The sequence below is a fragment of the Microbacterium sp. BH-3-3-3 genome, from assembly GCF_007679045.1.
GTDB lineage: Bacteria > Actinomycetota > Actinomycetes > Actinomycetales > Microbacteriaceae > Microbacterium > Microbacterium algihabitans.
In genome coordinates, this window is record NZ_VEFS01000004.1 from 69,600 (window position 1) to 95,779 (window position 26,180).

Consider the following 26,180-nt stretch of genomic DNA (forward strand, 5'->3'; position numbering starts at 1 on the left):
CGTCCCGGCCGTCACGCCTGTCGCGCCCGGGTGCACGCGCGGGGCAGGGGTGCGCTGATGGGCTGGAACAACCCCCCGGTGAAGTGGTCGGAGCTCGAGCGCATGCTCAGCGACGCCCGACGCCCGACCGGCACGCCGACCAACGGCGACGGCGGAGACAGCCCGGCCTGGTCGCACAAGCGCGGCGCCTATGTGCCGCCGTCGATCGAGCGCCCCGCCGACGCCGTTCCGTACGCCGAGTTGCACGTGCACTCGTCGTACTCGTTCCTCGACGGCGCCTCCTCGCCCGAAGAACTCGTCGAAGAGGCCGAGCGCCTCGGCCTGCATGCGCTCGCCCTCACCGATCACGACGGCTTCTACGGGATCGTCCGCTTCGCCGAGGCGGCCGAGGCCCGAGCGGTCAAGACGGTGTTCGGGGCGGAACTCTCCCTCGGGCTCACCGGTCCGCAGAACGGCGAGGCCGACCCCGAAGGATCCCACCTGCTCGTGCTCGCCCGTCGAGAAGAGGGGTATCACCGCCTGGCCGCCGCGATCACCCACGCGCAACTCACCGGTGCCGAGAAGGGGCGTCCCGTCTACGACCTCGAAGACCTCGCCGCGCGCGCCGGCGGGCCGGAGGATTCGCAGTGGGCGGTGCTCACCGGATGCCGCAAGGGCGCGGTGCGCCAGGCGCTGGCATCCGAGGGCCCCACCGGTGCCGCCCGCGAGCTCGACACCCTGGTGCGGTTGTTCGGCCCCGGGTCGGTCTACGTCGAGCTCATGGACCAGGGCGACCCGCTCGATTCGCGTCGCAACGACGTGCTGGCCGCGCTCGCCGCAGAGAGAGGGCTCCCGACGCTCGCGACGAACAATGTGCACTACGCGGCCCCGCAGAAGCAGCTGCTCGCCGCAGCGGTGGCCGCGGTACGGGCGAATCGGGGCCTCGATGAACTCGACGGGTGGCTTCCCTCGCACGCGGGCGCGCATCTGCGCTCGGGGGTCGAGATGGCGGCGCGCTTCGCCCGGTATCCGGGGGCGGTGGCGCGGACGGTGACGCTCGCCGACGAGATCGCCTTCCCGCTGCGTCGGGCCAAGCCCGCACTGCCGAAGCAGAAGGTGCCCGAGGGGCACACGCCCATGTCGTGGCTGCGTCATCTGGTGTGGGAGGCCGTGCCCCGCAAGTACCCGAACCTGTCCGACGACGATCGACGGCGCATCGAGCGCGAGCTCGAGGTCATCGAGATGAAGGACTTCCCGGGCTACTTCCTCATCGTCTACGGCATCGTGGCCGAAGCGCGACGGCGCGGCATCCTGTGCCAGGGCCGCGGCTCGGCGGCCAACAGCGCCGTCTGCTACCTGCTCGACATCACCGCCGTCGACTCGATCTTCTACAAGCTGCCGTTCGAACGGTTCCTGTCGAGCCTGCGCGACGAGGAGCCCGACATCGACGTCGACTTCGACTCCGACCGTCGCGAAGAGATCATCCAGTGGGTCTACGGCGAGTACGGACGCGAGCGGGCGGCACAGGTCGCGAACGTCATCCAGTACCGCCCCAAGAACGCGGTGCGCGACATGGCGCGCGCGCTCGGGCACTCCCCGGGCCAGCAAGACGCCTGGTCGAAGCAGGTCGAGCGCTGGGGCGCGACGCTCGAGTCGGGAGCCGACCACGACATCCCCGACCAGGTCATCGAGTTCGCCTCCGAACTGCTCAAGGCCCCCCGACATCTCGGCATCCATTCCGGGGGCATGGTGCTGACCGATCGTCCGGTGGGCGAGGTCGTGCCCATCGAGCACGCCCGCATGGAGAACCGCACGGTGATCCAGTGGGACAAAGACGACGCCGCGTGGATGGGGCTGGTGAAGTTCGACCTGCTGGGGTTGGGCATGCTCGCGGCGCTGCAGTACTGCTTCGACCTGATCCGCGACGCCACGGGCGAGTCCTGGGAGCTGTCGACACTGCCGAAGGAAGAGAAGGCGGTGTACGACATGCTCTGCCGGGCGGACTCGATCGGGGTGTTCCAGGTGGAGTCCCGCGCCCAGATGGGGTTGCTGCCGCGCCTGCAGCCGCGAAAGTTCTACGACCTGGTCGTGCAGATCGCGCTCATCCGCCCCGGGCCCATCCAGGGTGGGGCCGTGCACCCGTTCGTGCGGCGCAAGCTCGGACAAGAACCCATCACCTACGTGCACCCCAAGCTCGAACCGGTGCTCGCGCGCACGATGGGCGTGCCGGTGTTCCAGGAGCAGCTCATGCAGATGGCCGTCGCCATCGGCAACTGCTCGGCCGAAGACGCCGACCTGCTGCGGCGGGCGATGGGGTCCAAGCGCGGGCTCGAGCGCATCGACTCCCTGCGCGAGACGCTCTACGCCGGCATGGCCGAGAACGGCCTGGTCGGGCAGGTCGCCGACGAGCTGTACGCCAAGATCCAGGCGTTCGCGAACTTCGGTTTCGCGGAGTCGCACTCGCTGTCGTTCGCTCTGCTCGTGTACGCCAGTTCGTGGATCAAGCTGCACTATCCAGCGGCCTTCCTCGCGGGACTCCTGCGCGCCCAGCCCATGGGCTTCTACTCGCCGGCGACGCTCACCGCCGACGCACGTCGACACGGCGTGATCGTGCGCCGCCCCGACCTGCTGCGTTCGGGGGTCGAGGCGACGCTCGAGGCCGTCGACGGGGCGGAGGCGAGCGCGGGGGCGAGCGCTCGCACGGGGGTGCGGTTCGAGGCGGAACCGGATGCCGCGACGAGAGCGGCGTCGGAGGGGATCAGCGGTACCGCCGCCCGCAGCCGGCCCGCACCGACCGGGCTCGACGCGTGCGCGCACGCGGAGCAGCCACCCACCGGGGAGTTCGATCCGTCGGAACCTGATGAGACGCTCGCGCACCGGCGGGACGGCGGATTCACCGTGCGCCTCGGACTCGCGGGGGTCACCGGCATCGGCGCCAAGGTGGCCCAGCGCATCGTCGCCGAGCGCGAGCGAAACGGCGCGTACCGCGACCTGCGCGACCTCGTGCGGCGCACGGGGCTGGTCACCGCCCAACTCGAGGCCCTCGCCACGGCAGGCGCTTTCGAGAGCCTCGGGCACACGCGTCGCGAGGCGATCTGGCTGTCGGGTTCGGCGGCGCTGGACCGCCCCGAGTTCTTGCCCGACTCCCTCGTGGCCGTGCAGCCTCCGCTGTTCACCGACCCGTCGAGCTACGAGATCCTCGCGTCCGACCTCTGGGCGACAGGGCTCTCCGCCGACGACCATCCGATGACGCATTTCCGTTCCGCCCTCGATGCGCGCGGAGTGCTCACCTCCCGCGAACTGCGCACCTTCGAGACCGATCGTCGCATCGAGGTGGCCGGGCTCGTCACTCATCGTCAGCGGCCGGCCACGGCATCCGGGATCACCTTCCTCAACCTCGAAGACGAGCACGGGCTCATGAACATCATCTGCTCGGTCGGGGTGTGGAACAGGTACCGCCGCGTGGCGCGCGAGTCGCCCGCCCTGATCGTGCGGGGAATGCTCGAGCGCTCGGTCGAGGGGGTGACGAACGTGGTGGCCGACGGATTCACCGATCTGCGCGTCGGTGTCGCCCACGCCTCGCGCGACTTCCGGTGACGTCGGAGGGCGTCACTAGACTCGGGCCCACCGTGGTTCGTTCCGACCAGACAGGGGAAACGACATGACCGACACTCCCACTCCGCCCGACGGCTGGTACCCCGACCCCGCCGGCGGCGGCGGGCTGCGCCGCTGGAACGGCACCTCCTGGACCGACGAGGTGCGCTCCGCCGACGGCGCGTCGAGCGCCTCGACGGAGGGGGCGGATGCCGCCGCGCACGACGCCCGCGCGGATGCGGCCGTCGGGGGCGATGTTGCCGAGCACGATGCTGTCGGGCGCGATGCAGCCGGTTACGACGCCGCCGGTCACGACGCCGCCGGTCACGATGCAGCCGGCGATGTCGCCGGGCACGATGCTGTCGGTCACGACGCAGCCGGCTATGTCGCCGAGCACGACGCAGCCGGGCGCGACGCCGCCGGTCACGACGCAGCCGGCGATGTCGCCGAGCGCGGTCCTGTCGAACACGATGCTGTCGGCGACGACGCCCTCGGTCACGACGACGCGGGCGGCCACGATGCCGCTGGACACGACGCGGTCGGCGCTGCTGCCGGTCTCGACGCCGCCGCATACGGCGCTGGCGGTCACGACGACCACTCCGTGGCGGCGGACTCCCACGACTCGGATGCCGACAGGGTGAACCCGGATCCGCTCGGCTCGGTCGACCGTCAGGCGTCCGTCGAGGCGCCGGGCGAGACGGGTGCGCACGAGTCGGCTCAGACGCACGGCTCGAGTGGTTCTGCTGCGGCGGCCGCCGCCGCAGGCGCGGTGGGCGGAGCTGCCGCAGCGGGAGTCGCTTCGGCCCACGGTTCCTCCACGGACTCCGGCGCAGCGTCCGGTTCGGGCGCCGCACCCGGATACGGCGCGGCTGCCGGCTCGGGCGCGACTACGGGGTACGGCGCGACGCCGGCCTCCGCCCCCGCCTACGGCTCGACCCCCGCATACCGCTCCGCACCCGGATACCCGAACGCCCCTGCCTACCCCGCCTCGACGCCCGCCGGGTACGACGCCGCCCCGCGCCGCGACATCAAGACCAACACCGTCTGGATCTGGCTGATCGTCGCGCTCCCCCTGGTGAGCGTCCTCAGCCTGTTCCTCTTCGACTGGGGGTCGTACATCCGCGACTCGGTCTACGCCGACCTGGCCTCCGGAGGCATGGGTGGTCCGTCGATGGCGGGCTCGCTCGTGACGATCGTGGCGAGTGTCGTGAGCCTCGTCCTCGCCGCCTTGAACGTGCTGTTCGCCTTCCTCGACTGGCGTCAGCTGCGCGCGCGGGGCGTGGACCGTCCGTTCCACTGGGCCTGGAGCTTCACGGTCCTCGCCATCGGCACCGGGCTCGTCTACATCATCGGTCGAGGCGTCGTGCTGCGTCGTCGCACCGGATCGGGGCTCGCGCCCGTGTGGGCGGCCATCGCGGTCACCGTCGTCACGCTCATCATCGGCAGCGTGTGGCTCGTCATGATCCTGGGCCAGGTGTTCGCGGTCATTCAGGAGCTGCAATACATGTACGGCTACTGACCCGCCACGCACCCGGGGCCGGACTCGTCGAAAGGCGGGCCCGGCCTCGCTTGCGTCTGAACCCGGTCTCGGTGCCGTGCGGCCCCACGCGCGCCACTTCGCCGCACGGCGGACCGGCCCCGGTCGCGTACCGGGCGGGCTCAGCCCGACAGCCCCGTCTGCCCCGCCCGCGCTGCCAGCACCGCATCGAGCAGAGCGTGCGCCGTGTCGTCCTTCGACCCGGCCACCTCGGCGGCCACGGTTCCGTCACGGTCGACGATCACCAGGGCGTTCTGCGTCGATTCGAAACCCTGCGTCCACCCGACCGCGTTCGCGGCCAACAGGTCGACGCCCTTGCGTGCGGCCTTCGCCCGGGCACGATCGAGCAGTTCGCCATCACTGCCGACGGTCTCCGCGGCGAACGCGACGATCGTCTGCCCCGCGCGGCGGTTCGCGACCAGCCCTGCCACGACGTCGCGGTTCTCGCGCAGCTCGAGGGTCAGAGCGCCGGGGGAGTCCTGCTTGCGCAACTTGGTGTCCGACACCGACGCGACGGAGTAGTCCGCGACCGCGGCCGCCATGACGATGACGTCGGCGTCGGGGGCAGCGGCATCCATCGCCCGTCCGAGCTCGTCGGCCGTACCCACACCGACGACCTCGATGCCCGGTCCGGGCCGCACGACGCCATCGAGATGAGCGGCGACGAGGGTCACGCGCGCCCCGCGCTCGGCGGCGGCGTGGGCGATCGCCACGCCCTGGCGACCACTCGACCGATTGCCGAGGAAACGCACGGGGTCGATCGGCTCGCGAGTGCCGCCCGCGCTCACGACGACCGCCAGACCCTCGAGGTCGCCCGACCGCGCGACGAGGGCGAGGGCGGCCGAGGCGATCTCTTCGGGCTCCGACATGCGACCCGGACCCGAGTCGCCTCCCGTGAGCAGGCCGTCGGCGGGCCCCACGACGTGGACACCCCGCGCGCGCAGCACCTCCATGTTGTGCACGGTCGCCGGGTGCCGCCACATCTCGGTGTGCATCGCCGGCGCCACCACGACGGGAGCGGTCGTCGCCAGCAGCGTCGTGCCGAGAAGGTCGGATGCCAATCCCGCCGCCATCGACGCCAGGGTGTTCGCGGTCGCGGGGGCGACGATGACGAGGTCGGCCGATTGGCCGAGCGACACGTGCCGCACCTTCGCGACGTCGTCGTGCACCGAGGTGGTCACGGGATTGCGGCTCAGCGCCTCCCACGTCGGCAGCCCGACGAAGCGCAGCGCATCGGCGGTGGGGACCACGTGCACGTCGTGCCCGGCCTTCACCAACAGCCGCACGAGGCTCACGGTCTTGTAGGCGGCGATTCCCCCGGTGACTCCGACGACGACGAACATCGCCCCAGTCTCCCAGGTCGTGCACGCGGCCGGTGGCGCGTCACCAGAACAGGAGATGTGACGGAAACAGGCTGATAGAGCGCCGATCGTCCTGTTCCGGTGACTCCTCCTGTTCTCGTGACGTTGCGGGTGGCGTGAGCGGCGACGCACGAGGGTGGCGCTTACGTCTGAGGCTCAAGCGCGAACGGCCCCGCCCCTCCGCCCGCGAGTAGCGTTGACGCAATGTGCACGGTCGTGATCGACGTCCCCCACCGCGCGGGTGAGCCCGTGCGTCTCCTCGCCGTCCGTGACGAGGACCGCGACCGTCCGTGGCGCGGCCTCGGCGCCTGGTGGCCCGAGCGTCCCGGCGTGCTCGGCGTGCGCGACGACCGCGCCGGCGGCGCCTGGCTGGCCGTCGACCCCGACGCCGGGCGACTCGCGGTGCTCCTGAACCGCGAAGACCTCTCGGCCCGCCGCGACGACGAGGTGGTGAGCCGGGGGAGCATCCCCCTCGATGCGGTCGGCGCCGGCATCCCGGACGCTCCTCGCACGCGCGGCTTCAACCTCGTCGAGGTCGACGCTGACGGTGCGCACCTCGTCGAGTGGGACGGCCTTATCGCGCGACGAACGACCCTCGCCCCCGGGACCCACATGATCGCCCACCACGCGGTCGACGACCCTGGCACCCCGCGCATCGCGCGCTGGCTCGAGGCGTTCCGCGATGCGGGCCTTGCCGAGGGATCGGAATGGTGGATGCCGTGGCTCGACGTCGTCGAGGCCTCCACCGTCGATCCGTCGGCATCGGTGCTGCGCCGCGACGAGCACGACGGGCACGTGCTCGAGTCGCTGTTGGTGTGCGCGGCGACGATCGGTCCGGCCGGCGTCGAGCTGAGCCAGGCGACCCCCGCCGAGCCGGGGACCTGGGACGACGGTCTCATCGAGGGCCTGCGGCACGGCATCCACCCGCTCTCTTCCGACGACGCGGGCGCCGGATCGCGTGCGACGGCCTCGCCCCGCACCGCGCAGTAGGCTGGAAAAGCCCCGCCTCCGTAGCTCAGGGGATAGAGCGCCGCACTCCTAACGCGGGCGTCGCAGGTTCGAATCCTGTCGGGGGCACCGTTTTTCCTCGCCGCGCGCGGGCGCTCGTCGCCGGCGTCGTCTGCGCGGTCGCGCCGCGGGAGGAGATCCGATCGGCGGAGGATCTCGCGGGCCGGGTAGGTCCTCCTGTGCCCGATCATCCTCCGCCGCCCGAACTGCCCCCACGGGCCGCCGCGCGGGCGCCGGGGACGTGCCGCGGTCGGATGAGCGCGCGTGTCGATCACGACGGCCGCCCCCGCGTCACCTCTCGGCACCCGCCCGTTGCCTCCTCCCGCTCCGTCGTGGCATGATTACTGAACGATCGGTCGGAAAACCTCGCAGGTGAGGTGGACGGGCCCCGCCAGAGTCGGCGGGGGAGAGGAAAACGATGGCGGACGCGTTTCTCATCGGCGGTGCGCGCACCCCGGTCGGGCGGTACGGCGGGGCTCTGGCCTCCGTTCGTCCCGACGACCTCGCGGCCCTCGTCGTCGTCGAGGCGGTGGCCCGCGCTGGCGTTCCCGGTGAGGCGATCGACGAAGTGATCCTCGGTGCCGCGAACCAGGCGGGCGAGGACAACCGCAACGTCGCCCGCATGGCCGTGCTGCTCGCGGGGCTTCCCGACATCATCCCCGGTCTCACCGTCAACCGCCTCTGCGCCTCGGGCATGAGCGCGATCGCGCTCGCCGCGCAGGCCGTGCGCGCGGGAGACGCCGACCTCATCGTGGCCGGCGGCGTCGAGTCGATGACACGCGCACCCTGGGTGCAGGCGAAGCCCGAGAAGGCGTGGGCGAAGCCCGGGGCGGCGTTCGACACGTCGATCGGCTGGCGCTTCATTAACCCGCGTCTCGCCGCGCGTGAGAAGGCCACGTTCTCGATGCCCGAGACGGCCGAAGAGGTCGCTCGCCTAGACGGGATCTCGCGGGCGGATACCGACGCCTTTGCGCTGCGCAGCCACGAGCGTGCCATCGCAGCCCAGGATGCCGGTCGCTTCGCGAGCGAGATCGTCGCCGTCGACACCGGTCGGGGCATCGTCGACACCGACGAAGGTCCGCGCCGCGACACCTCGATCGACGCGCTGGCGAGGCTCAAGCCGGTCGTGAAGGACGGCGAGGTCGTCACCGCGGGCAACTCCAGCTCGCTCAACGACGGGGCCTCGGCCCTCCTCGTCGCGAGCGCCGCAGCCGTCGAGCGGTACGGGCTCCGGCCGCGGGCGCGGATCGTCGCGAACGCCTCCGCGGCTCTCGCTCCCGAGATCATGGGGCTCGGCCCCGTGCCGGCGACCGAGAAGGCCCTCGCGAAGGCCGGGCTCTCGGCATCCGACCTCGGCGCCGTCGAACTCAACGAGGCCTTCGCCTCGCAGTCGCTCGCGTGCATGCGGCGCCTCGGGCTCGACCCCGAGATCGTCAACGCCGACGGAGGGGCTATCGCGTTGGGGCATCCGCTGGGCTCGAGCGGGTCGCGGCTCCTCGTGACGCTGCTCGGGCGCCTCGAACGCGAGAGCGCGCGGTACGGCCTCGCGACGATGTGCGTCGGCGTCGGCCAGGGCACCGCGATGATCGTGGAGCGGATCGATGGCTGAGCCGCGCACGTCGGCCCAGGTCCCTGAGCCCACCCAGGTCCCTGAGCCTGTCGAAGGGACCGGTACCCGCGAAGCCCGGGGGCCGGGGGCTTCGACAGGCTCAGCCACCGGCGCGCCGGGTTCAGCCACCTCCGTCACGCCGGCCCCTGAGCCCACCCAGGTCCCTGAGCCCACCCAGGTCCCTGAGCCCACCCAGGTCCCTGAGCCTGTCGACGGGACCGGTACCCGGGAAGCCCGGGGGCCGGGGGCTTCGACAGGCTCAGCCACCGGCGCACGCGGCTCAGCCGCCGGCGCCTCAGGCTCGGCCACCGGCGCGCCGGGGTCAGCGCGCCTCCGCATCGAGACCGGCGACGACCGCGTCGTCGCGACCCTCGACCGCCCCGACGTGCGCAACGCGATCGACCAGGCCATGGTCGACGAGTTGCACGCCTTGTGCGCCGAACTCGAGGCGGATCCCCGCACGCTCATCGTCACCGGTGCGGGCGGGATCTTCGCCGCCGGAGCCGACATCGCCCAGCTGCGCGAGCGCACGGGCGACGACGCGCGTCGCGGCATCAATGCGACGGTGTTCGATCGCATCCGGCACCTCCCGATGCCGGTGATCGCCGCCGTCGACGGCTTCGCCCTCGGCGGGGGAGCCGAACTCGCCTATGCGGCCGACATCCGCCTCGGCACCCCGCGCGTGCGCTTCGGTAATCCCGAGCCGGGCCTCGGCATCATCGCCGCCGCCGGCGCCTCGTGGCGTCTGCCCGAGATCGTCGGCCACGCCCGCGCGAGTGAGCTGCTGCTCACCGCGCGCGTGATCGACGCCGACGAGGCCCTCTCCTGGGGGCTGCTGTCGAGAGTGCACGAGCCCGACGACCTGCTGCCCGCCGCGCACGCGGTCGCCGATCGCATCGCGGCGAACTCCGTGCGCGCGACGATCCTGACCAAGCGCGCGCTGCTCGCGCCCCGCGCCGACCACCCCGCAATCGACGGCGAGTTGCAGGCCGAGCTCTTCGACAGCGCCGACAAGCGCGCCCGCATGACCGCGTTCCTCGAGAGGAAGAAGAAGTGACCCTTCCCGAGACCACGTCTCCCTCCCGCGCCGGTACCGCCGGCGCGCCCGACTCCACGGCCGTCGAAGCCACGGCATCCGTCCCCGCCGTCGTCGGCGTGCTCGGCGGAGGCCGCATGGGCGCCGGGATCGCGCACGCGTTCCTGCTCGCCGGAGCCCGCGTGCATGTCGTCGAGCGTGACGAGGCCGCCGCCGCCCAGGCGCGGGAGCGCGTCGAGACCGCCCTGGCCCGCTCTGCGGAGAGGGGGACGCAGATTCCGGATGCCGACTCCCTCACCACCGGCGTCGACGCAGAAGCGTTCGCCGAGGCGGGCCTCGTGATCGAGGCCGTGCCCGAGGATCGCGACCTCAAGCTCGACGCTCTGGCGCGGATCGAGGAAGCTGTGCGGGGCGACGCGGTCGTGGCATCCAACACCTCCTCCATCTCGATCGACGCGCTCGCCGCCTCGCTCGCCCGCCCCGACAGGTTCCTCGGGCTGCACTTCTTCAACCCCGTGCCCGCCTCGGCCCTCGTCGAGGTGGTGACCGGCGATGCCACCACCGCCGCGGTCGTCACGCGAGCGACCCAGTGGGTCGAGGCGATCGGCAAGACCGCCGTGGTCGTCCGCGACGCGCCGGGCTTCGCATCGAGCCGCCTGGGGGTCGCACTCGGGCTCGAGGCGATCCGCATGCTCGAGGAGGGCGTGGCCACCGCGCACGACATCGACACCGCGATGGAGCTGGGCTACCGGCATCCGATGGGGCCCCTCCGCACCACCGACATCGTCGGACTCGATGTGCGCCTCGGCATCGCCGAAGAACTCGAGCGCGCGTTCGGCGCGCGTTTCACCCCGCCCGCTTTGCTGCGCGACCTCGTCGCCCAGGGGCACCTGGGCCGCAAGACCGGCCGCGGATTCTACGAATGGAGCGCCTCATGACCTTCCTCCCCAGCTACGTGAACGGCGCCTGGTGGGCCCCCGAGAGCGACCCCGATGCGGCGATCGTGCGCGACGCCTCGACGGGTGACGAGATCGTGCGCGTCAGCACGCGCGGGCTCGATCTCGCGGGAGTCGTCGCCTTCGCCCGTGAGACGGGGCAGAAGAGCATCGGCGCGCTGACCTTCCACCAGCGCGCGATGGTGCTGAAGAACCTCGCGATCGCGCTGAACGAGCGCCGCGAAGAGCTCTACGCCCTCTCGGAGCGCTCCGGCTCGACCCGCCGCGACTCGCTCAGCGACGTCGACGGCGGCATCGGCGTGCTGTTCACCTTCTCGTCGAAGGCGCGGCGCGAGCTGCCCGCCGGCAAGGTCGTGCTCGACGGACCCATCGAGCCGCTGTCGAAGGACGGCTCGTTCCTCGGCCGGCACGTCTACACGCGCCTGCCGGGCGTCGCGGTGCAGATCAACGCTTTCAACTTCCCGATGTGGGGTGCGCTCGAGAAGTTCGCCCCGGCCTTCCTCGCCGGGCTCCCTACGATCGTCAAGCCCGCAACCCCGACGGCCTACGTCGCCGAGGCGTGGGTGCGCATGGTCGTCGAGACCGGTCTGCTGCCCGAGGGAGCGCTGCAGCTGGTGAGCGGGAGCGTTCCGGGCCTGTTCGACCTGCTCGACCTGGGCGACACGGTCGGGTTCACCGGAAGCGCCTCGACCGCCGAGCGCCTGCGCGCTCAGGCGAAGCCCGGCGTGCGGTTCACGAGCGAGACCGACTCGATCAACGCCTCGATCCTCGGCCCCGACGCCACCCCCGGTACCCCCGAGTTCGACGCCTACGTGAAGCAGCTGCTGGTCGAGCTCACGACCAAGGCGGGTCAGAAGTGCACGGCGATCCGCCGCGCGATCGTGCCGACGGGCATGACGGATGCCGTGGCCCGGGCGCTGCGCGACAAGATCGCCGAGCGCGTGGTCATCGGCGACCCGCGCGTCGAGGGCGTGACGATGGGGCCGGTCGTCTCGATCGCCCAGCGCGACGAGGTGCTGCGGCAGGTCCGCGCCCTCACCGACGCCGGTGGGCGCTTCGTGGTCGGATCCGCCGAGGCGCCCGAGGGAGCGTCCGCCGACGGCGCGTTCCTTCAGCCGATGCTGCTCGCCTTCGCGGATGCCGCGACCCCGGCCGTCAACGACATCGAGGCGTTCGGCCCGGTCGCCAGCATCGTCGAGTACGCCGACGTCGCCGAGGCCGCCACCATCGTGGGCCGCGGCGGGGGATCGCTCGTCACCAGCGTCGCCACCCACGACCCCGACGTCGCGACCGAGCTGCTCACCCGCATGGGCGCGATGAACGGACGCGTGCTCTTCCTCGACCGCGACGACGCCCGCACCTCGACCGGGCACGGCGCCCCTGTGCCGCACCTCGTGCACGGCGGACCCGGCCGCGCCGGCGGCGGCGAGGAGCTCGGCGGCATCCGCTCGGTGCTCCACTACATGCAGCGCACCGCGATCCAGGGCTCGCCCCGCATGCTCACCGCGTTGACCGGGGTGTGGCATCCGGGAGCTGAGACCGACTCCGCCGGTGTCCACCCGTTCCGCAAACCCCTCTCGGATCTTCGGATCGGGGATGCCGTCGAATCGGCCGAACGCGAAGTCGCCCTCGACGACATCGAGGTGTTCGCGAACTTCACCGGCGACACGTTCTACGCGCACATGGACGAGGAGTCCGCGGCCGCGAACCCCTTCTTCCCGGGCCGCGTCGCGCACGGCTACCTGCTCGTGTCGTGGGCGGCCGGACTGTTCGTCGACCCCGCGCCCGGCCCGGTGCTGGCGAACTCGGGGCTCGAGAACCTGCGCTTCGTCACCCCGGTCTCACCCGGCGACCGCATCCGCGTCGCCCTGACGGCGAAGCAGATCACCCCGCGCGAGACCGACGAGTACGGCGAGGTGCGGTGGGATGCCGTGATCCGCAACCAGAATGACGAGATCGTCGCGCAGTACGACGTGCTCACACTCGTGGCCAAGACGTGGGCTCCCGTGGCGGTGCCGGCATGACCCTGCGGCCGATGATGCGCAACGACAACGCCTCGCGCATGCTCGGCATGGTCGTCGAGCACGACGCGCCGGGGGAGTCCCGCGTCTCGATGACCGTGCGCGACGACATGCTCAACGGTTTCGCCATCACCCACGGCGGGCTCGTCTTCACCCTCGCCGACACCGCGTTCGCGATCGCGTGCAACGAAGACGAGCGGGTCACGGTCGCCGGTGGCGCTGACATCACGTTCTTGAAGTCGACCACCGCGGGGCAGACGCTCACCGCGACCGCCGCCCGCCGCGCGCGCAGCGGGCGCACGGGCCTGTACGACATCCGCGTGACCGATGAGACGGGCGACCTCGTCGCCGAGGTGCGCGGCCGCAGCATCACGACGGATCGCCGGCCGCCGGCGCCGGTGGCTGAGCCTGTCGACGCCTCGGGCGTTCAGCGTGGCCCGGTCCCTTCGACAGGCTCAGGGACCTCAGTTTCGCGCGGGAGCGAGGCGGCGCCGGTGGCTGAGCCTGTCGAAGCCGCGGGCGTTCAGCGTGGCCCGGTCCCTTCGACAGGCTCAGGGACCTCGGTTTCGCGCGGGAGCGAGGCGGCGCCGGTGGCTGAGCCTGTCGAAGCCCCCGGCCCCCGCGCACTGCACGACCCCGCCCCCGAGCGCGACGAGGCGCTCACGACCACGGAGGTGTCCCGATGACCCTGACCGCCGCATCGCGCCCCGACTTCCTGGCATCCGTCGATCCGACCGCCATCCCGCTCGAGAGCCTGCGGGCGCTGCAGCTCGAGCGGCTGCAGTGGACCGTGCGCCACGCCTACGAGAACGTCGCGCTGTACCGACGCAAGTTCGACGAGGCCGGGGTCGGCCCCGACGACATCCGCAGCCTCGACGACATCCGCCTGCTGCCCTTCACGACCAAGGGCGATCTGCGCGAGACCTACCCCTTCGGCATGTTCGCGGTGCGGATGGCCGACGTCCGCCGCATCCACGCCTCGTCGGGCACGACCGGGCGCCCCACCGTCGTCGGCTACACCGCGGGTGACCTCGACCGGTGGGCCGATCTCGTCGCGCGTTCGCTGAGCGCCGCCGGCATCCGTGCCGGGGATCGCGTGCACAACGCCTACGGCTACGGCCTGTTCACCGGCGGCCTCGGAGCCCACGCGGGCATCGAGCGCCTCGGCGCGACCGTGATCCCGATGTCGGGCGGGCAGACCGCGCGACAGGCGCAGCTCATCCAGGATTTCGAGCCGGATGCCATCCTGTGCACGCCCAGCTACCTCCTGACGATCGCCGACGCCCTCGAGGCGTCCGGCGTCGACCCGCGCTCGACCTCGCTGAAGGTCGCGGTGCTCGGCGCGGAGCCGTGGACGAACGAGATGCGCCACGAGATCGAGCGTCGCCTCGACCTCGTCGCGGTCGACATCTACGGCCTGAGCGAGGTGATGGGCCCGGGCGTGGCATCCGAGAGCGCCCTCACCAAGGACGGTCCGCACATCTGGGAAGACCACTTCCTCCCCGAGACGATCGACGGCGAGAGCGGAGAGCCCGTCGGCGACGGCGAGCTGGGCGAGCTGGTGTTCACCTCGCTCACGAAGGAGGCGTTCCCGGTCATCCGCTACCGCACCCGCGACCTCACCCGGCTGCAGCCCGGCTCGGCGTTCCCGGCGATGCGGCGCATCGAGAAGATCACCGGCCGCAACGACGACATGATCATCCTGCGCGGTGTGAACCTCTTCCCGACGCAGATCGAGGAGATCGTGCTGGGCATCGAGAAGCTCACTCCGCACTTCGTGCTCGAGCTGCGTCGAGAAGGACGAATGGATGCCATGACCGTGCGCATCGAGCGGCATCCGGCCCTCGACCGCGAGGTGTGCGAGGCCGCCGGCGTCGTGCTGCAGCAGCGCATCAAGGTGCTGATCGGCACGACCGTCGACGTGCGCGTCGAGGAACCGGGCGTGCTGCCCCGCAGCGAGGGCAAGTACAAGCGGGTGTACGACCTGCGCTGAGGGCCGGGCGCGCCGGCCGGGCGGGTCGGGCGGGATGCGCCGCGCCTCTCGCGCACAACGCAGGAGATCGGGGAGGCCCCGCTCGAGTCGCCCGCCGGATTGAGGGGATCGGGTTCGCCGCGCCGCCGGTTCTCCTGCGGTGCGGCCCGGCCCGCGGTGTGGCCCGGCCCGCGATGCGGCCTCCCCGACGCGGCTCGACGAAGGGGCCTCGCGCCCGCGCGTCGAGGACGCACCGCTTCGTCGAGGACGCACCCGTCGGGCTGCAATCGGGTGCGTCCTCGACGACCGCGTGCGGTCTCGCGAATGCGGCGGGGGCCGCGCGGCGCCTCAGGCCCCCGCGCGCGCGAGGGGCGTGCCGTCGAGCCCGTCGATGAGGTCGCGGAGGCTGTCGAAGACGCTCTCGGCCCCGGCATCCGTCAGCTCTTCTCGGGAGAAGCCGCCGGTTCGTACCGCGATCGTGGGGACGGATGCCTTCGAGGCGGCGATCGCATCCCAGGGGGAGTCGCCGATCATGACGCCGTGGGCGCCCGAGACGCGCGCGAGCGCGGTCTGCACCAGATCCGGCGCGGGCTTGCTGGCCTCCACGTCGTCGGACGTCGTCCACGCGTCCGCGAGCTCGCGCGCGTCGAGCAGATCGAGGAAGTGCTCGACGTGGTCCTTCTTGCCCGAGCTCGCCAGCACGACGCGGAAGCCCCGCTCTTTGACGGCCAGCAGCAGGTCGTGCGCGCCGTCGAACGGGCGGACCTCGTCGATCATGGGGGAGATCTCCTGGCTCCAGGCACCGCGCAGGGCATCGCCGTGCTCGCGCTCGACGGCGTCGCCCACGAGTGCGGGGACGAGCTGGTCGCCGCCCTTGCCGATCGAGCGGTGAATCCGCCAGACCGGCAGGACGAGGTCGAAGCGCCGGAACGCGCGGTACCACGCGAGTGCGTGCTGGTAGTTGGTGTCGACGAGGGTGCCGTCGACGTCGAAGATCGCAGTATCGGCCATGTCCTCACTCCATCCGGTCGCAGATCGAGGGTCACGGCCGTTGCGGCTCGTGCGCACCCCGGCTACACTTTTACTGAACGATCGGTCTGTAAAAGGAGTCGACGATGACGATGACCGCCCCCACGACGGAGGCCCTCGACGGCGAGGCGATGTTCGACGCCCTGATCGAGGCCGACGGACGCATCGAGCCGCGCGACTGGATGCCCGACGGCTACCGGCGCACGCTCATCCGCCAGATCTCGCAGCACGCGCACTCCGAGATCATCGGCATGCAGCCCGAGGGGGCGTGGATCACCCGGGCCCCGAGCCTCAAGCGCAAGTCGATCCTGCTCGCGAAGGTGCAGGACGAGGCCGGGCACGGTCTTTACCTGTACTCCGCCGCGCAGACGCTCGGCATCACGCGCGACGAGATGACGCAGCAGCTGGTCGACGGCAAGGCGCGGTACTCGTCGATCTTCAACTACCCGACCCCGACGTGGGCCGACATGGGCGCGATCGGCTGGCTCGTCGACGGCGCCGCGATCTGCAACCAGGTGCCTCTGTGCCGTGCGTCCTACGGACCCTACGGCCGCGCGATGGTGCGCATCTGCAAGGAGGAGTCGTTCCACCAGCGCCAGGGGTTCGAGATCCTGCTGACGCTCATGCAGGGCACCGACGAGCAGCGGAAGATGGCTCAGGATGCCGTGGACCGGTGGTACTGGCCGAGCCTGATGATGTTCGGACCCCCCGATGACGACTCGCCCAACTCGGCGCAGTCGATGGCGTGGAACATCAAGCGCTTCAGCAACGACGACCTGCGCCAGCGCTTCGTCTCGATGCTCGTGCCGCAGGCCGCGGTGCTGGGCGTGACCCTGCCCGACCCCGAGCTGCGCTTCAACGACGAGACGGGCCAGTACGACATGGGCGAGATCGACTGGACCGAGTTCCAGGAGGTTCTCGCGGGTCGGGGACCGCTCAACCGCCAGCGCCTGCAGAACCGTCGCGCCGCGCACGAAGAGGGTGCGTGGGTGCGAGAGGCCGCGGCGGCGTATGCCGCCAAGAAGAGCGCCGCCCGCACCGAGACGGCGGCCGCCTGATGGCCACCCCCGGCGGCAGCCCCGCCGAGACCTGGCCCCTGTGGGAGGTCTTCGTGCGCGCGAACCGCGGTCTGAGCCATGTGCACGTCGGCTCCCTCCACGCGCCCGACGCCGAGCTCGCGGTGCGCAACGCCCGCGACCTCTACACCCGTCGCGGCGAGGGCGTCTCGGTGTGGGTCGTGCCCTCGGATGCCGTGACCACGAGCGACCCGGGAGCCAAGGGCGCGTTCTTCGAGTCGCCCGCGGGCAAGAACTACCGGCACGCGGTGTACTACACCGCGTCAGAGGGGGTGCCGCACCTGTGAGCACCTCGACCGATCACGGCGCAGCGCCGGCGGCGGAGGCGATCGCGGGGGACCGGTCCCTTCGACAGGCTCAGGGACCTGATGCGGCGACGGTGGCTGAGCCCGACGCGGGGGACCGGTCCCTTCGACAGGCTCAGGGACCTGACGCGGGCGCGGGGGACCGGTCCCTTCGACAGGCTCAGGGACCTGCGGTGAGCGACGCCCACGACCCGCACGGCGACGTCTCGCTCGACGTGCGCGAGCTCTCGGCCGAGTTGGCCGGGGGAGAAGACCGCGCGACCGACCCCGACGTCGCCGCCTACGCCCTGCGCCTCGGCGACGACGCCCTGATCCTGTCGCAGAACCTCTGCGGCTGGATCGCCCGTGCCCCCGAGCTCGAGGAAGACGTCGCCCTCGGCAACATCGCCCTCGACCTGCTCGGCCACGCCCGCTCGCTGCTGCGTTACGCGGGGTCGTACGACGGCCGCAGCGAAGACGACCTCGCCTACTGGCGCGACGAGCCCGAGTTCCGCAGCGTCTGGCTGTTCGAGCTCCCGAACGGCGACTTCGCGCACACGATCGCCCGTCAGCTCCTGGCATCCGCGTATCTGCTCGAGCTGTACCGCGACCTCGCGGCATCCGCCGATCCGGTGATCTCCGCGGTCGCGGCGAAGGCCGAGAAAGAGGTGGACTACCACCTCGACCACGCGGTGCAGTGGACGCTGCGTCTCGCCGGCGGCACCGACGAGTCGCGTCAGCGCTTCCTCGTCGCCCTCGACGACGTGTGGCCCTACCTCGACGAGCTGTTCCGCGACGAGCCGCTGCACGACCGTCTCGAGGCGATCGCGGTGCGCCCGTCGTCGCTGCGCGGTCGCGTCGACGACGTGCTCGCCGCCGTCCTGGCCGAAGAGGACGTGCCCGTCCCCTCGATTCCTGGCTCCTCCGCGGGGGGTCGTCGCGGCGCCCACCACCCCTCGTTCGGGCCGTTGCTCGCCGAGATGCAGGTGCTGGCCCGCCGGCATCCGGGGGCGACGTGGTGACCGCGGCCCTCGAGCACGCGCGGGAGGTCGTCGCGGCCGTCGTCGACCCCGAGGTGCCGGTGCTCACGATCGACGACCTCGGCGTGCTCCGCGACGTGCGCCTCGACGGCGACACGGTGACCGTCACGATCACCCCGACCTACTCGGGCTGCCCCGCGGTCGACGCGATCCGCGATGACATCGTGCTCGCGCTCACCGCGGCCGGTTTCGACCACGCCGTGGTCAAGACGACGCTCACCCCCGCGTGGACGACCGACTGGATGAGCGACGACGGCAAGCGCAAGCTCACCGAGTACGGCATCGCCCCGCCGACCGGCCGCGCGCCCGCGGGACCCATCCGCGTGACGCTCAGCGTCGCGTGCCCCCGCTGCGGTTCGTTGAACACCCGCGAGGTCTCGCGCTTCGGCTCCACCTCGTGCAAGTCGCACTGGGAGTGCCGCGCGTGCCTCGAGCCCTTCGATCACTTCAAGGCCCTCTGATGACGATGACGGATGCCGTGAACCCGGCAGCCACTCCCGGAACCCCGCGCGCCCGCGCCCGCTTCCACACCCTGCGTGTCGCCGACGTGCGCCCGCTCACCCCGACCGCGATCGAGGTGACCTTCGCGGTGCCCGACGACCTCGCTGACGCGTTCGACTACGCGCCCGGGCAGTACGTCGCGCTCCGTGCCCGTGTCGACGGCGAGGAGCTGCGCCGCTCGTACTCGATCTGCCGACCGCCGGCGCGCGGCTCGATCAGCGTGGGCATCAAGCGCGACCCCGACGGCCGCTTCTCGACGTGGGCGCACGAGGGTCTGCGCCCCGGCGACGAGGTCGACGTGATGAGCCCCCAGGGCACCTTCGTCTCGAAGGCCTCGACCGCGACGGGCCACGTCGTCGCGATCGCCGCGGGCTCGGGCATCACGCCGATCATGGCGCTCGCCGCCGACGTTCTCGAGCGGTCCGCCGACAGTCGCATGACCATCGTCTACGCCAACCGGTCGTCGACCGACGTGATGTTCGTCGACGAACTCGCCGACCTCAAGGACCGCTACCCGTCCCGCCTCACGCTGCACCACGTGCTGTCTCGCGAGCAGCGCGCGGCGCCGGTGTTCTCGGGGCGTATCGACGACGAGCGGCTGCGGCTGATCCTGTCGCGGCTCATCGATCCGGCATCCGTCGACGAATGGTTCCTGTGCGGGCCGTTCGCCCTCGTCGAGCTGTGCCGCCAGGTGCTCGCCGAGGTCGGCGTGCCGCGCGAGCGCGTGCGCTTCGAGCTGTTCACCGCGGGCGAGGGCGATGCCCCCGCGCAGACCGGGGGAGCACGCCCGGTGCGCGTGCGCCAGGACGAACCGGTCCGCCGCATCGACTTCACGCTCGACGGGCAGTCGGCTTCGGTCGACAGCCCGGTCGCCGCGAACGAGACGATCCTCGCCGCAGCACTACGCGTCCGACCCGACGTGCCGTTCGCGTGCGCGGGAGGCGTGTGCGGAACCTGCCGCGCCCGCGTGATCGAGGGCGCCGTGTCGATGACCGAGAACTACGCCCTCGAGCCCGATGAGATCGAACGCGGGTACGTGCTCACCTGTCAGTCGCACCCGAGCACCGACGCCGTCCGCGTCGACTACGACGGGTGAGCGCGATGATCGACTACCGCTTCGACGAGGGCGTCGCCGAGATCGTGCTGAACGCGCCCGCTCGGCGCAACGCCCTCGGCCTCGACGACCTGCACGAGCTCGCCGCCGCGTACGACCGCGCCGAGGCCGACGGCGCCCGCGCCGTGCTGCTGCGCGGAGAGGGACCGTCGTTCTGCGCCGGCCGCGACATTTCGGGCGTCGATCCCGCGACCGACGACGTCGCCGGTTACCTCGACGACACGCTCACCCCGCTGCTGCGACGCATGGCGATGTTCCCCGCACCGACCTTCGCCGTCGCGCACGGCGCGTGCCTCGGCGTGGGACTCGGCCTGCTGATCGCCACCGACGTCGTCTACGTCGCCGACACCGCCAAGCTCGGCTCGCCCTTCGCCGCCCTCGGGGCGACCCTCGACTCGGGCGGTCATGCGCTGTTCGCCGAGCGCCTCGGCATCCATGCGACCCTCGACCTCATCTACACCGGGCGCCTGATGTCGGGCGACGAGGCGGTGCGCGCGGGGCTGTTCTCCCGGGTATTCCCGGCCGACGAGGTGACGGATGCCACGGCGCTGGCCGCCCGTACGGCGGCGGCGGGTCCGACGGCGGCGTTCCGCGCGAGCAAGCGCATCGTGGCGGCGGTGCGCGACGAGCGCCTCGGGCTGTGGGAGGCGATGGCCCTGGAGAACCGCGCGCAGGCCGCCCTGGCCGCCACGGCGGACTACCGCGAGGGGTTCGCTGCGTTCCAGGCGAAGCGTCGACCGGAGTTCACCGGCCGCTGAGCACGCGATCCGACCCCCGCGTGCGCGAATCGTCCGCGGGTCGCGGCGGCATCGCTGATTGAATCGGACCATGCCGCGCATCGACGATGATGACGAACTCTCCGCCCTCCGCCGACGGGCCTACGCCCCCGGGGCGGACATCTCCGCCGACCCGGCGGCGCTGCGCCGACTCATCGAACTCGAAAGCCGCGACGTCGCCGACGACCCCGCTCCGCCCGTGCCGGAGGCCGCCGACGAGCCGAGCGGGCCGAGCGATGCGGGGGAGCCGCCCGTGGCATCCGAGCCGCCGCGTCGGAGGTTCCGGATGCCGCGCCTGCGGCGTTCCACGACGATCCTGCTGACCGCGGCCGCCCTGGTCGTCGTGTGCGCGGCGACGGCGCTCGTGCTGGTGCAGCGCGTGCAGACCGACCCGCTGCAGGTCGGGGCGACGCAGATCGCGCGTCTCGCCGCCGATCCGGACTTCGACGTTCCGGCATCGTTGACACGGGGCGTCACAAGCGCGGTGACGGCATACGAAGAGTTCGAGGGCTTTCGCGTCATCACCTATGCCCCGTTCGAGGCCGACGAGAACGCAGCCCGATGCATGACGGTGTGGCAGCCCGAGCTGCTCGAGGTCTCCAACGGTGGATTCTCCTACGACGGGCGCCTGTTCCTGGATTCGTGCGGAGCGGGGATCTTCCCGGCCGAGGGAGTGCTGCAGCTCACCGAGGACTCCGCCGAGATCCGGGCGACCGATCTGCCTCCCGGCACCGCCCTGCAGTTCGTCTACGACGCCCCGAACGACGAGGTCGTGGTCTTCCGGGGCTGAGGTAACGGCATCCGCCCCGTTTCTCGTGCGATCGCCGCGCCCTGCGCCGCTCGCGGCCCGCACGCATCGCGAGACTTCATCTCGCCGACAACTCCGTTGCAGCCTGACGCGGGGATGTCAGCGAGTTGCAGTCTCGGGCACTCTGGGGACACTCGCGGCCCCGGGACGGATCCGCCGAACGTAAGAGCACCTCGACGGGATACCCCCGCACACGACGATGCCCCGGCGCGCGGCCGGGGCATCGATCGGAAGCGTCAGCGCGTCAGGCGGCGTTGGTCACCGCGAACTGCACCGAGCCCTGCTCGGGGTCGACCTGCGCGTCGAGCACGCGGTCGTCGAGCACCGCTGCGGCGTCGCTGTCGAGGAAGACGCGCGCTCCGCCGTTCTCGACGACGGCGTCGCCGGTGGCGGGGGCGTCGACGACGCTCAGCTTGAACTGCGACTCGGGGGAACCGGCGCCCTCGATCCGGATGCCGCTGTGCGGGGCGTCGGGGATCTGGGCGGTGATGGTCTTGACGGCGGTCGTGGCCTCTTCGGTGAGCGTCAGCATGGGCGACTCTCTTTCTCTGATCGACGACAGGAGTCAGCCACGATGCCGAGAATCCGCGCGGCTCTCAACCTCAAACGGTCATTGCCAGGGCTTTCTCACCGGCCGTCCAGGCGTCAGGGGAGCAGTCCCGCGCGGCGTGCGCGGGTGACCGCGGCGTGCCGCGTCGAGGCGTCGAGCTTGGCCATCGCCGAGGCGAGGTACGACTTCACGGTGGTCTCGCGCAGCTGCAAGGTGGTCGCGATCTCGCCGTTCGTCGACCCGACCGCCGCGCACGCGAGCACGTCGATCTCGCGGCGCGAGAGGTGCACGTCGGGGTCGGGTGTGGTCACGGGGGTGTCGCCGGTGAGGGCGGCGAGCCGGCCCTCGACGTCTTCGAGGCGGCGGCGCACGCTGTCGTCGCCGACAGTGGCGGCGATGCTGCGCAGTTGGGCGTAGCTCTCGCGGATCTCTTCCCGCGCTCCGGCGCTGAGCCCGCCCTCGGGGGTGGGCGCCGACTGCAGGCGGCGCTCGACCTCGGCGCGCACGCGCAGTTCGGTGCCGAGCTCTCCGGCGACGTCGAACGCGGGGCGCGCTTCGACCTCGCCGACCGGCGCCTGGGCCCACGAGCCGCAGTAGAGCACGCCGCGCGCGGTGCCGCCCACGAGCACGGGCACGGCGAAGAGGGTCGCGATGCCCTCGCCGAGGATGGCGCGGTCGTAGTCGTGGGTGATCGAGCGCGAGGTGCGGTAGTCGAGCGTCATGCGGGGGCGTCGCTCGACGAGCGCTCGTCCGCCGAGACCCCGCGAGGCGTGCACGACGAGCCCCTCGATGCTGCGCGTGCGGGCGCCGACGATGCTCGACACGTGCACGGCGCCGTCGTGCTCGAGGCCGCCGAAGGCGACGGGGAAATGCGTGCGTCGGGCGAGTTCGACGACCGCGTGCGACACGAGCGTCGCATCGTCTCGAAGTGCGGAGGGTGCAGCCACGCACTACCTACTTCCGGGGGTGACGGCTTCATCGCCGCGTTTCGTAGCGTCGACTGTATCACCGGGAAAGCTGACGCCGACCCGGACTTTTCCCCGATCGGCGCAGCGTTGCGCCGGACGCATGAGGCAAGGAGGCCACATGACGGATCGTCGGATCGACGACGCGCACACCAGCGGCGTCGACTACATCGCGGTCGAGGAGTCCGCCCCGTTCCGGGAGCTGAAGCGGCGGCAACGCAGCTTCGTCTTCCCGCTCGCGGTGGCGTTCCTCGTCTGGTACTTCGTCTACGTTCTGCTGTCGTCGTTCGCGCCGGAGTTCATGGCGCAGCCGGTCAGCGGCGCCATCACCGTCGGGCTGCTCTTCGGGCTCGGCCAGTTCGTGACCACGTTCGCCATCACCATGGGCTACGTCGCGTACGCCAACCGCCGCCTCGACCCGGGTGCCGAGCAGCTGCGCTCCGAGCTCGAGCGCGCTGAGGAGGGTCGCTCGTGAACGACGTGCTCGCCTCCATCGATGCGGCCGTGCAGACGGTCGAGAACAACCCGGTGCTGAACATCTCGATCTTCGGTGCGTTCGTCGCCGTGACGCTGTTCATCGTGATCCGGGCCAGCCGCAACAGCAAGACGGCGGCCGACTACTACGCGGCGGGCCGGTCGTTCACGGGACCGCAGAACGGCTTCGCGATCGCGGGCGACTACCTCTCGGCGGCGTCGTTCCTCGGCATCGTCGGGGCGATCGCGATCAACGGCTACGACGGCTTCCTCTACTCGATCGGCTTCCTGGTGGCGTGGCTGGTGGCTCTGCTGCTCGTGGCCGAGCTCATGCGCAACACCGGCAAGTTCACGATGGCCGACGTGCTGTCGTTCCGGCTCAAGGAGCGCCCGGTGCGGATGGCCGCGGCCATCACGACCCTCGCGGTGTGCTTCTTCTATCTGCTCGCGCAGATGGCGGGCGCCGGCGGACTGGTGTCGTTGCTGCTGGGCATCACCGAGCGGGTGGGGCAGTCGATCGTCGTGGCCGTCGTCGGCATCCTGATGATCGTGTACGTGCTCATCGGCGGCATGAAGGGCACCACGTGGGTGCAAATCGTCAAGGCGTTCCTGCTCATCGGCGGCGCGGTCGTCATGACGGTGTGGGTGCTCGCGATCAACGGCTTCAGCCTCAACACCCTGCTCGAGAGCGCCGTCGCCGCCTCGCCCAAGGGTGATGCCGTGTTGGCCCCGGGTCTGCAGTACGGCAAGAACCCGTGGGACTTCATCTCGCTCGCGCTCGCCCTCGTACTCGGCACCGCGGGTCTTCCGCACGTGCTGATGCGCTTCTACACGGTGCCCACCGCGAAAGAGGCCCGTCGCTCGGTGGTGTGGGCGATCTGGCTGATCGGCCTCTTCTACATCCTCACCCTCGTGCTCGGTTACGGCGCGGGTGCCCTCGTGGGCTCGGAGGCCATCCTCGCGGCGCCCGGCGGCGTCAACGCCGCAGCCCCCCTCCTCGCCTTCGCGCTCGGCGGACCGCTGCTGCTCGGCTTCATCTCGGCGGTCGCGTTCGCGACGATCCTGGCGGTGGTCGCGGGTCTCACGATCACCGCGGCCGCGTCGTTCGCCCACGACATCTACGCGAACGTCGTGAAGAAGGGCGACGTCCCGCCCGACGGAGAGGTCAAGGTGGCGCGGCGCACGGTGATCGTGATCGGCGTGCTCGCGATCCTGGGTGGCATCGGCGTGCAGGGACAGAACGTGGCCTTCCTGGTCGCCCTGGCCTTCGCCGTCGCGGCGTCGGCGAACCTGCCGACAATCCTCTTCTCGCTGTTCTGGCGTCGATTCACGACGCGCGGTGCGGTGTGGAGCATGTACGGCGGGCTGGGCTCGGCTCTGCTGCTGATCTTCCTCTCGCCGGTGTTCTGGGGGACCCCCACGAGCGTGTTCGTCAACACGGGAGTGGCGATCTGGCCGTTGAACAACCCGGGCATCGTCTCGATCCCGCTCGGGTTCTTCCTCGGCTGGCTCGGGTCGGTGACCTCGCGCGTCGCGGAGGATCGGCGCAAGGCCGCCGAGATGGACGTGCGCTCGCTCACCGGCTTCGGAGCGGAGAAGGCCTCGAACCACTAGCGGCCCGCTGCGGTCGCCCGGCGCCCGGTCCTCGCTTCGGCGGGGCCGGGCGTCGGGCGACCGCAGATGCGAGGGCCGTCGGCATCCGTGCCTCTCCTCCCACGGCGCGTCCCCTAGGAGGATCGGAGAGGCCCAGGCGCTCACACGGAGGCGCGGTCCGCCTCAGAGACGGGGAGGGATCCGCCCAGCAGCGCCTCGGCCTCCAGCGTCAGCAGGAACCGCTTCACCTCGGGGTGACCGCCGTACTCGCCGATCGATCCGTCGGAGCGCACGACGCGGTGCACCGGCACGACGATCGAGAACGGGCTCGACGCGCACGCGGTGCCCACGGCGCGAGCGGCGCGATCGACGCCGGCCATCCGCGCGACCTCGCCGTACGACGCCACCTCGCCATAGGGGATCTCGCACGTCGCCTCGAGCGCCGCCCGGGTGAACCCGCGCACGAGGCGGAAGTCGAGCGGCACGTCGAACTCCCGGCGCGCGCCGTCGAAGTACTCGTCGAGCTGCGCCACGAGCGACGCCCCCACTGCGGAATCCGGCTCGGCCATGACCCCCAGTCGATGGGCGATGCTCTCGCGGGCGAGGTCGAGACCGTCGTGCGCGACGTCGAGGCGCACGAGGGCGTCGTCGACGAACGTGAGCAGGACCGGCCCCACCGGGCTGTCGTAATCGGTGCTGGTGACTCTGTTCATGCGCTCATCCTCACGACCGCGTCGATCTCGTGCTGCGGCGGATGCCGGGAATGGGGACGATCCGCTCGACTCGCCGCCTGTGGAGGAAGCGCCGATCGTGCGGCGTGTCGTCTATTCCCGCGAAACTCGCCCCCGCTGCGCGGGATCCCGCATCGACCGGCTTAGTCTGGCAGGTGTGTGGCGA

General features: G+C 71.5%; 23 protein-coding genes and 1 tRNA gene. 19 read left to right on the top strand and 5 right to left on the bottom strand.

From position 1 onward, the window contains the following. Positions 1-57 precede the first annotated feature (57 nt). Positions 58-3,576, top strand: a complete 3,519-nt coding sequence (locus FS769_RS12570; RefSeq protein ID WP_144833947.1) for an error-prone DNA polymerase — start codon at positions 58-60, stop codon at positions 3,574-3,576. Positions 3,577-3,640: 64 nt separating this feature from the next. Then, on the top strand, positions 3,641-5,092 hold the full coding sequence (locus FS769_RS12575; RefSeq protein WP_144833949.1) for a DUF2510 domain-containing protein: 1,452 nt from the start codon (positions 3,641-3,643) through the stop codon (positions 5,090-5,092). A 140-nt stretch (positions 5,093-5,232) separates the two neighbouring features. Here FS769_RS12575 and coaBC read toward each other — a convergent pair whose 3' ends face one another. Further along, entirely contained in the window at positions 5,233-6,453 is a 1,221-nt protein-coding gene (coaBC, locus tag FS769_RS12580) for a bifunctional phosphopantothenoylcysteine decarboxylase/phosphopantothenate--cysteine ligase CoaBC (RefSeq protein ID WP_144833951.1), read from the bottom strand. 222 nt (positions 6,454-6,675) lie between these two features. Between coaBC and FS769_RS12585 the strand changes: the two genes are divergently transcribed. The 8 genes from FS769_RS12585 to FS769_RS12620 all read left to right on the top strand — a co-directional run bounded on the left by FS769_RS12585 (position 6,676) and on the right by FS769_RS12620 (position 15,094). Then, positions 6,676-7,461 carry an NRDE family protein gene (locus tag FS769_RS12585; RefSeq protein ID WP_144833953.1) on the top strand — a complete coding sequence of 262 codons (786 nt, stop codon included), beginning with the start codon at positions 6,676-6,678 and terminating at the stop codon, positions 7,459-7,461. A 14-nt stretch (positions 7,462-7,475) separates the two neighbouring features. After that, positions 7,476-7,548, top strand: a tRNA-Arg gene (locus tag FS769_RS12590). Between the two features lie 349 nt (positions 7,549-7,897). After that, positions 7,898-9,088 carry an acetyl-CoA C-acyltransferase gene (locus FS769_RS12595; RefSeq protein ID WP_144833955.1) on the top strand — a complete coding sequence of 397 codons (1,191 nt, stop codon included), beginning with the start codon at positions 7,898-7,900 and terminating at the stop codon, positions 9,086-9,088. 337 nt (positions 9,089-9,425) lie between these two features. Next, complete coding sequence (locus tag FS769_RS12600; RefSeq protein WP_144834309.1) at positions 9,426-10,145, top strand: enoyl-CoA hydratase/isomerase family protein; 720 nt, start codon at positions 9,426-9,428, stop codon at positions 10,143-10,145. Beyond that, entirely contained in the window at positions 10,142-11,062 is a 921-nt protein-coding gene (locus FS769_RS12605; RefSeq protein WP_396652422.1) for a 3-hydroxyacyl-CoA dehydrogenase family protein, read from the top strand. Before FS769_RS12600 ends, FS769_RS12605 begins: the two co-directional genes overlap by 4 nt. Beyond that, a complete protein-coding gene (paaZ, locus tag FS769_RS12610) occupies positions 11,059-13,104 on the top strand; it encodes a phenylacetic acid degradation bifunctional protein PaaZ (RefSeq protein ID WP_144833957.1) in 2,046 nt (681 codons plus the stop codon). Before FS769_RS12605 ends, paaZ begins: the two co-directional genes overlap by 4 nt. After that, complete coding sequence (paaI, locus tag FS769_RS17185) at positions 13,101-13,787, top strand: hydroxyphenylacetyl-CoA thioesterase PaaI (protein WP_144833959.1); 687 nt, start codon at positions 13,101-13,103, stop codon at positions 13,785-13,787. The genes paaZ and paaI overlap by 4 nt, the downstream gene beginning before the upstream one ends. Beyond that, complete coding sequence (locus FS769_RS12620) at positions 13,784-15,094, top strand: AMP-binding protein (protein ID WP_144833961.1); 1,311 nt, start codon at positions 13,784-13,786, stop codon at positions 15,092-15,094. Before paaI ends, FS769_RS12620 begins: the two co-directional genes overlap by 4 nt. 327 nt (positions 15,095-15,421) lie before the next feature. On the opposite strand, the gene FS769_RS12625 is transcribed toward FS769_RS12620, so the two are convergent. Further along, positions 15,422-16,084 carry an HAD family hydrolase gene (locus tag FS769_RS12625; RefSeq protein WP_144833963.1) on the bottom strand — a complete coding sequence of 221 codons (663 nt, stop codon included), beginning with the start codon at positions 16,082-16,084 and terminating at the stop codon, positions 15,422-15,424. A 104-nt stretch (positions 16,085-16,188) separates the two neighbouring features. Here FS769_RS12625 and paaA point away from each other — a divergent pair, with 104 nt between their 5' ends. The 7 genes from paaA (at position 16,189) to FS769_RS12660 (ending at position 21,683) form a co-directional block, all read left to right on the top strand. Further along, the gene (gene paaA, locus FS769_RS12630; protein WP_144833965.1) at positions 16,189-17,160 is read left to right on the top strand and encodes a 1,2-phenylacetyl-CoA epoxidase subunit PaaA; all 972 of its coding nucleotides are present in this window, start codon (positions 16,189-16,191) and stop codon (positions 17,158-17,160) included. Beyond that, positions 17,160-17,465: a 1,2-phenylacetyl-CoA epoxidase subunit PaaB gene (gene paaB / locus FS769_RS12635; RefSeq protein ID WP_055838158.1), complete on the top strand. Its 306-nt coding sequence runs from the start codon at positions 17,160-17,162 to the stop codon at positions 17,463-17,465. The genes paaA and paaB overlap by 1 nt, the downstream gene beginning before the upstream one ends. Positions 17,466-17,656: 191 nt before the next feature. Continuing rightward, entirely contained in the window at positions 17,657-18,484 is an 828-nt protein-coding gene (gene paaC / locus FS769_RS12640) for a 1,2-phenylacetyl-CoA epoxidase subunit PaaC (protein ID WP_144833966.1), read from the top strand. Next, positions 18,481-18,963 (top strand): 1,2-phenylacetyl-CoA epoxidase subunit PaaD, encoded by a 483-nt coding sequence (paaD, locus tag FS769_RS12645; protein WP_144833969.1) that lies wholly within the window; start codon positions 18,481-18,483, stop codon positions 18,961-18,963. The genes paaC and paaD overlap by 4 nt, the downstream gene beginning before the upstream one ends. Then, a complete protein-coding gene (gene paaE, locus FS769_RS12650) occupies positions 18,963-20,099 on the top strand; it encodes a 1,2-phenylacetyl-CoA epoxidase subunit PaaE (RefSeq protein WP_144785650.1) in 1,137 nt (378 codons plus the stop codon). Before paaD ends, paaE begins: the two co-directional genes overlap by 1 nt. A gap of 5 nt (positions 20,100-20,104) precedes the next feature. Then, a complete protein-coding gene (locus FS769_RS12655) occupies positions 20,105-20,875 on the top strand; it encodes an enoyl-CoA hydratase/isomerase family protein (RefSeq protein ID WP_144834313.1) in 771 nt (256 codons plus the stop codon). Positions 20,876-20,945: 70 nt separating this feature from the next. Further along, the gene (locus FS769_RS12660; protein WP_144833970.1) at positions 20,946-21,683 is read left to right on the top strand and encodes a hypothetical protein; all 738 of its coding nucleotides are present in this window, start codon (positions 20,946-20,948) and stop codon (positions 21,681-21,683) included. A 262-nt stretch (positions 21,684-21,945) separates the two neighbouring features. Here FS769_RS12660 and FS769_RS12665 read toward each other — a convergent pair whose 3' ends face one another. Together FS769_RS12665 and FS769_RS12670 are read right to left on the bottom strand one after the other, a co-directional pair. Continuing rightward, positions 21,946-22,233, bottom strand: a complete 288-nt coding sequence (locus FS769_RS12665) for a Fe-S cluster assembly protein HesB (RefSeq protein WP_144833972.1) — start codon at positions 22,231-22,233, stop codon at positions 21,946-21,948. A gap of 113 nt (positions 22,234-22,346) precedes the next feature. Beyond that, positions 22,347-23,198, bottom strand: a complete 852-nt coding sequence (locus FS769_RS12670) for a LuxR C-terminal-related transcriptional regulator (protein ID WP_144833973.1) — start codon at positions 23,196-23,198, stop codon at positions 22,347-22,349. A 139-nt stretch (positions 23,199-23,337) separates the two neighbouring features. On the opposite strand from FS769_RS12670, the gene FS769_RS12675 reads away from it, so the two are divergent. Both FS769_RS12675 and FS769_RS12680 read left to right on the top strand, forming a co-directional pair. Continuing rightward, positions 23,338-23,691: a DUF485 domain-containing protein gene (locus FS769_RS12675; protein ID WP_144833975.1), complete on the top strand. Its 354-nt coding sequence runs from the start codon at positions 23,338-23,340 to the stop codon at positions 23,689-23,691. Beyond that, positions 23,688-25,304 carry a cation acetate symporter gene (locus tag FS769_RS12680; RefSeq protein ID WP_186325541.1) on the top strand — a complete coding sequence of 539 codons (1,617 nt, stop codon included), beginning with the start codon at positions 23,688-23,690 and terminating at the stop codon, positions 25,302-25,304. Before FS769_RS12675 ends, FS769_RS12680 begins: the two co-directional genes overlap by 4 nt. A 140-nt stretch (positions 25,305-25,444) precedes the next feature. Here FS769_RS12680 and FS769_RS12685 read toward each other — a convergent pair whose 3' ends face one another. After that, on the bottom strand, positions 25,445-25,996 hold the full coding sequence (locus tag FS769_RS12685) for a methylated-DNA--[protein]-cysteine S-methyltransferase (protein WP_144833977.1): 552 nt from the start codon (positions 25,994-25,996) through the stop codon (positions 25,445-25,447). Between the last annotated feature and the right edge of the window lie 184 nt (positions 25,997-26,180).

Bases quoted from the DNA above. Each gene is read 5' to 3' on its own strand.
- paaA (WP_144833965.1), top strand. From the start codon at position 16,189: ATGACGATGACCGCCCCCACGACGGAGGCCCTCGACGGCGAGGCGATG.
- paaI (WP_144833959.1), top strand. From the start codon at position 13,101: ATGACCCTGCGGCCGATGATGCGCAACGACAACGCCTCGCGCATGCTC.
- FS769_RS12685 (WP_144833977.1), bottom strand. From the start codon at position 25,996: ATGAACAGAGTCACCAGCACCGATTACGACAGCCCGGTGGGGCCGGTC.
- FS769_RS12625 (WP_144833963.1), bottom strand. From the start codon at position 16,084: ATGGCCGATACTGCGATCTTCGACGTCGACGGCACCCTCGTCGACACC.
- FS769_RS12665 (WP_144833972.1), bottom strand. From the start codon at position 22,233: ATGCTGACGCTCACCGAAGAGGCCACGACCGCCGTCAAGACCATCACC.
- paaZ (WP_144833957.1), top strand. From the start codon at position 11,059: ATGACCTTCCTCCCCAGCTACGTGAACGGCGCCTGGTGGGCCCCCGAG.
- paaE (WP_144785650.1), top strand. From the start codon at position 18,963: ATGACGATGACGGATGCCGTGAACCCGGCAGCCACTCCCGGAACCCCG.
- FS769_RS12620 (WP_144833961.1), top strand. From the start codon at position 13,784: ATGACCCTGACCGCCGCATCGCGCCCCGACTTCCTGGCATCCGTCGAT.
- FS769_RS12570 (WP_144833947.1), top strand. From the start codon at position 58: ATGGGCTGGAACAACCCCCCGGTGAAGTGGTCGGAGCTCGAGCGCATG.
- FS769_RS12675 (WP_144833975.1), top strand. From the start codon at position 23,338: ATGACGGATCGTCGGATCGACGACGCGCACACCAGCGGCGTCGACTAC.
- coaBC (WP_144833951.1), bottom strand. From the start codon at position 6,453: ATGTTCGTCGTCGTCGGAGTCACCGGGGGAATCGCCGCCTACAAGACC.
- FS769_RS12660 (WP_144833970.1), top strand. From the start codon at position 20,946: ATGCCGCGCATCGACGATGATGACGAACTCTCCGCCCTCCGCCGACGG.
- FS769_RS12655 (WP_144834313.1), top strand. From the start codon at position 20,105: ATGATCGACTACCGCTTCGACGAGGGCGTCGCCGAGATCGTGCTGAAC.
- FS769_RS12575 (WP_144833949.1), top strand. From the start codon at position 3,641: ATGACCGACACTCCCACTCCGCCCGACGGCTGGTACCCCGACCCCGCC.
- paaB (WP_055838158.1), top strand. From the start codon at position 17,160: ATGGCCACCCCCGGCGGCAGCCCCGCCGAGACCTGGCCCCTGTGGGAG.
- FS769_RS12585 (WP_144833953.1), top strand. From the start codon at position 6,676: ATGTGCACGGTCGTGATCGACGTCCCCCACCGCGCGGGTGAGCCCGTG.
- FS769_RS12595 (WP_144833955.1), top strand. From the start codon at position 7,898: ATGGCGGACGCGTTTCTCATCGGCGGTGCGCGCACCCCGGTCGGGCGG.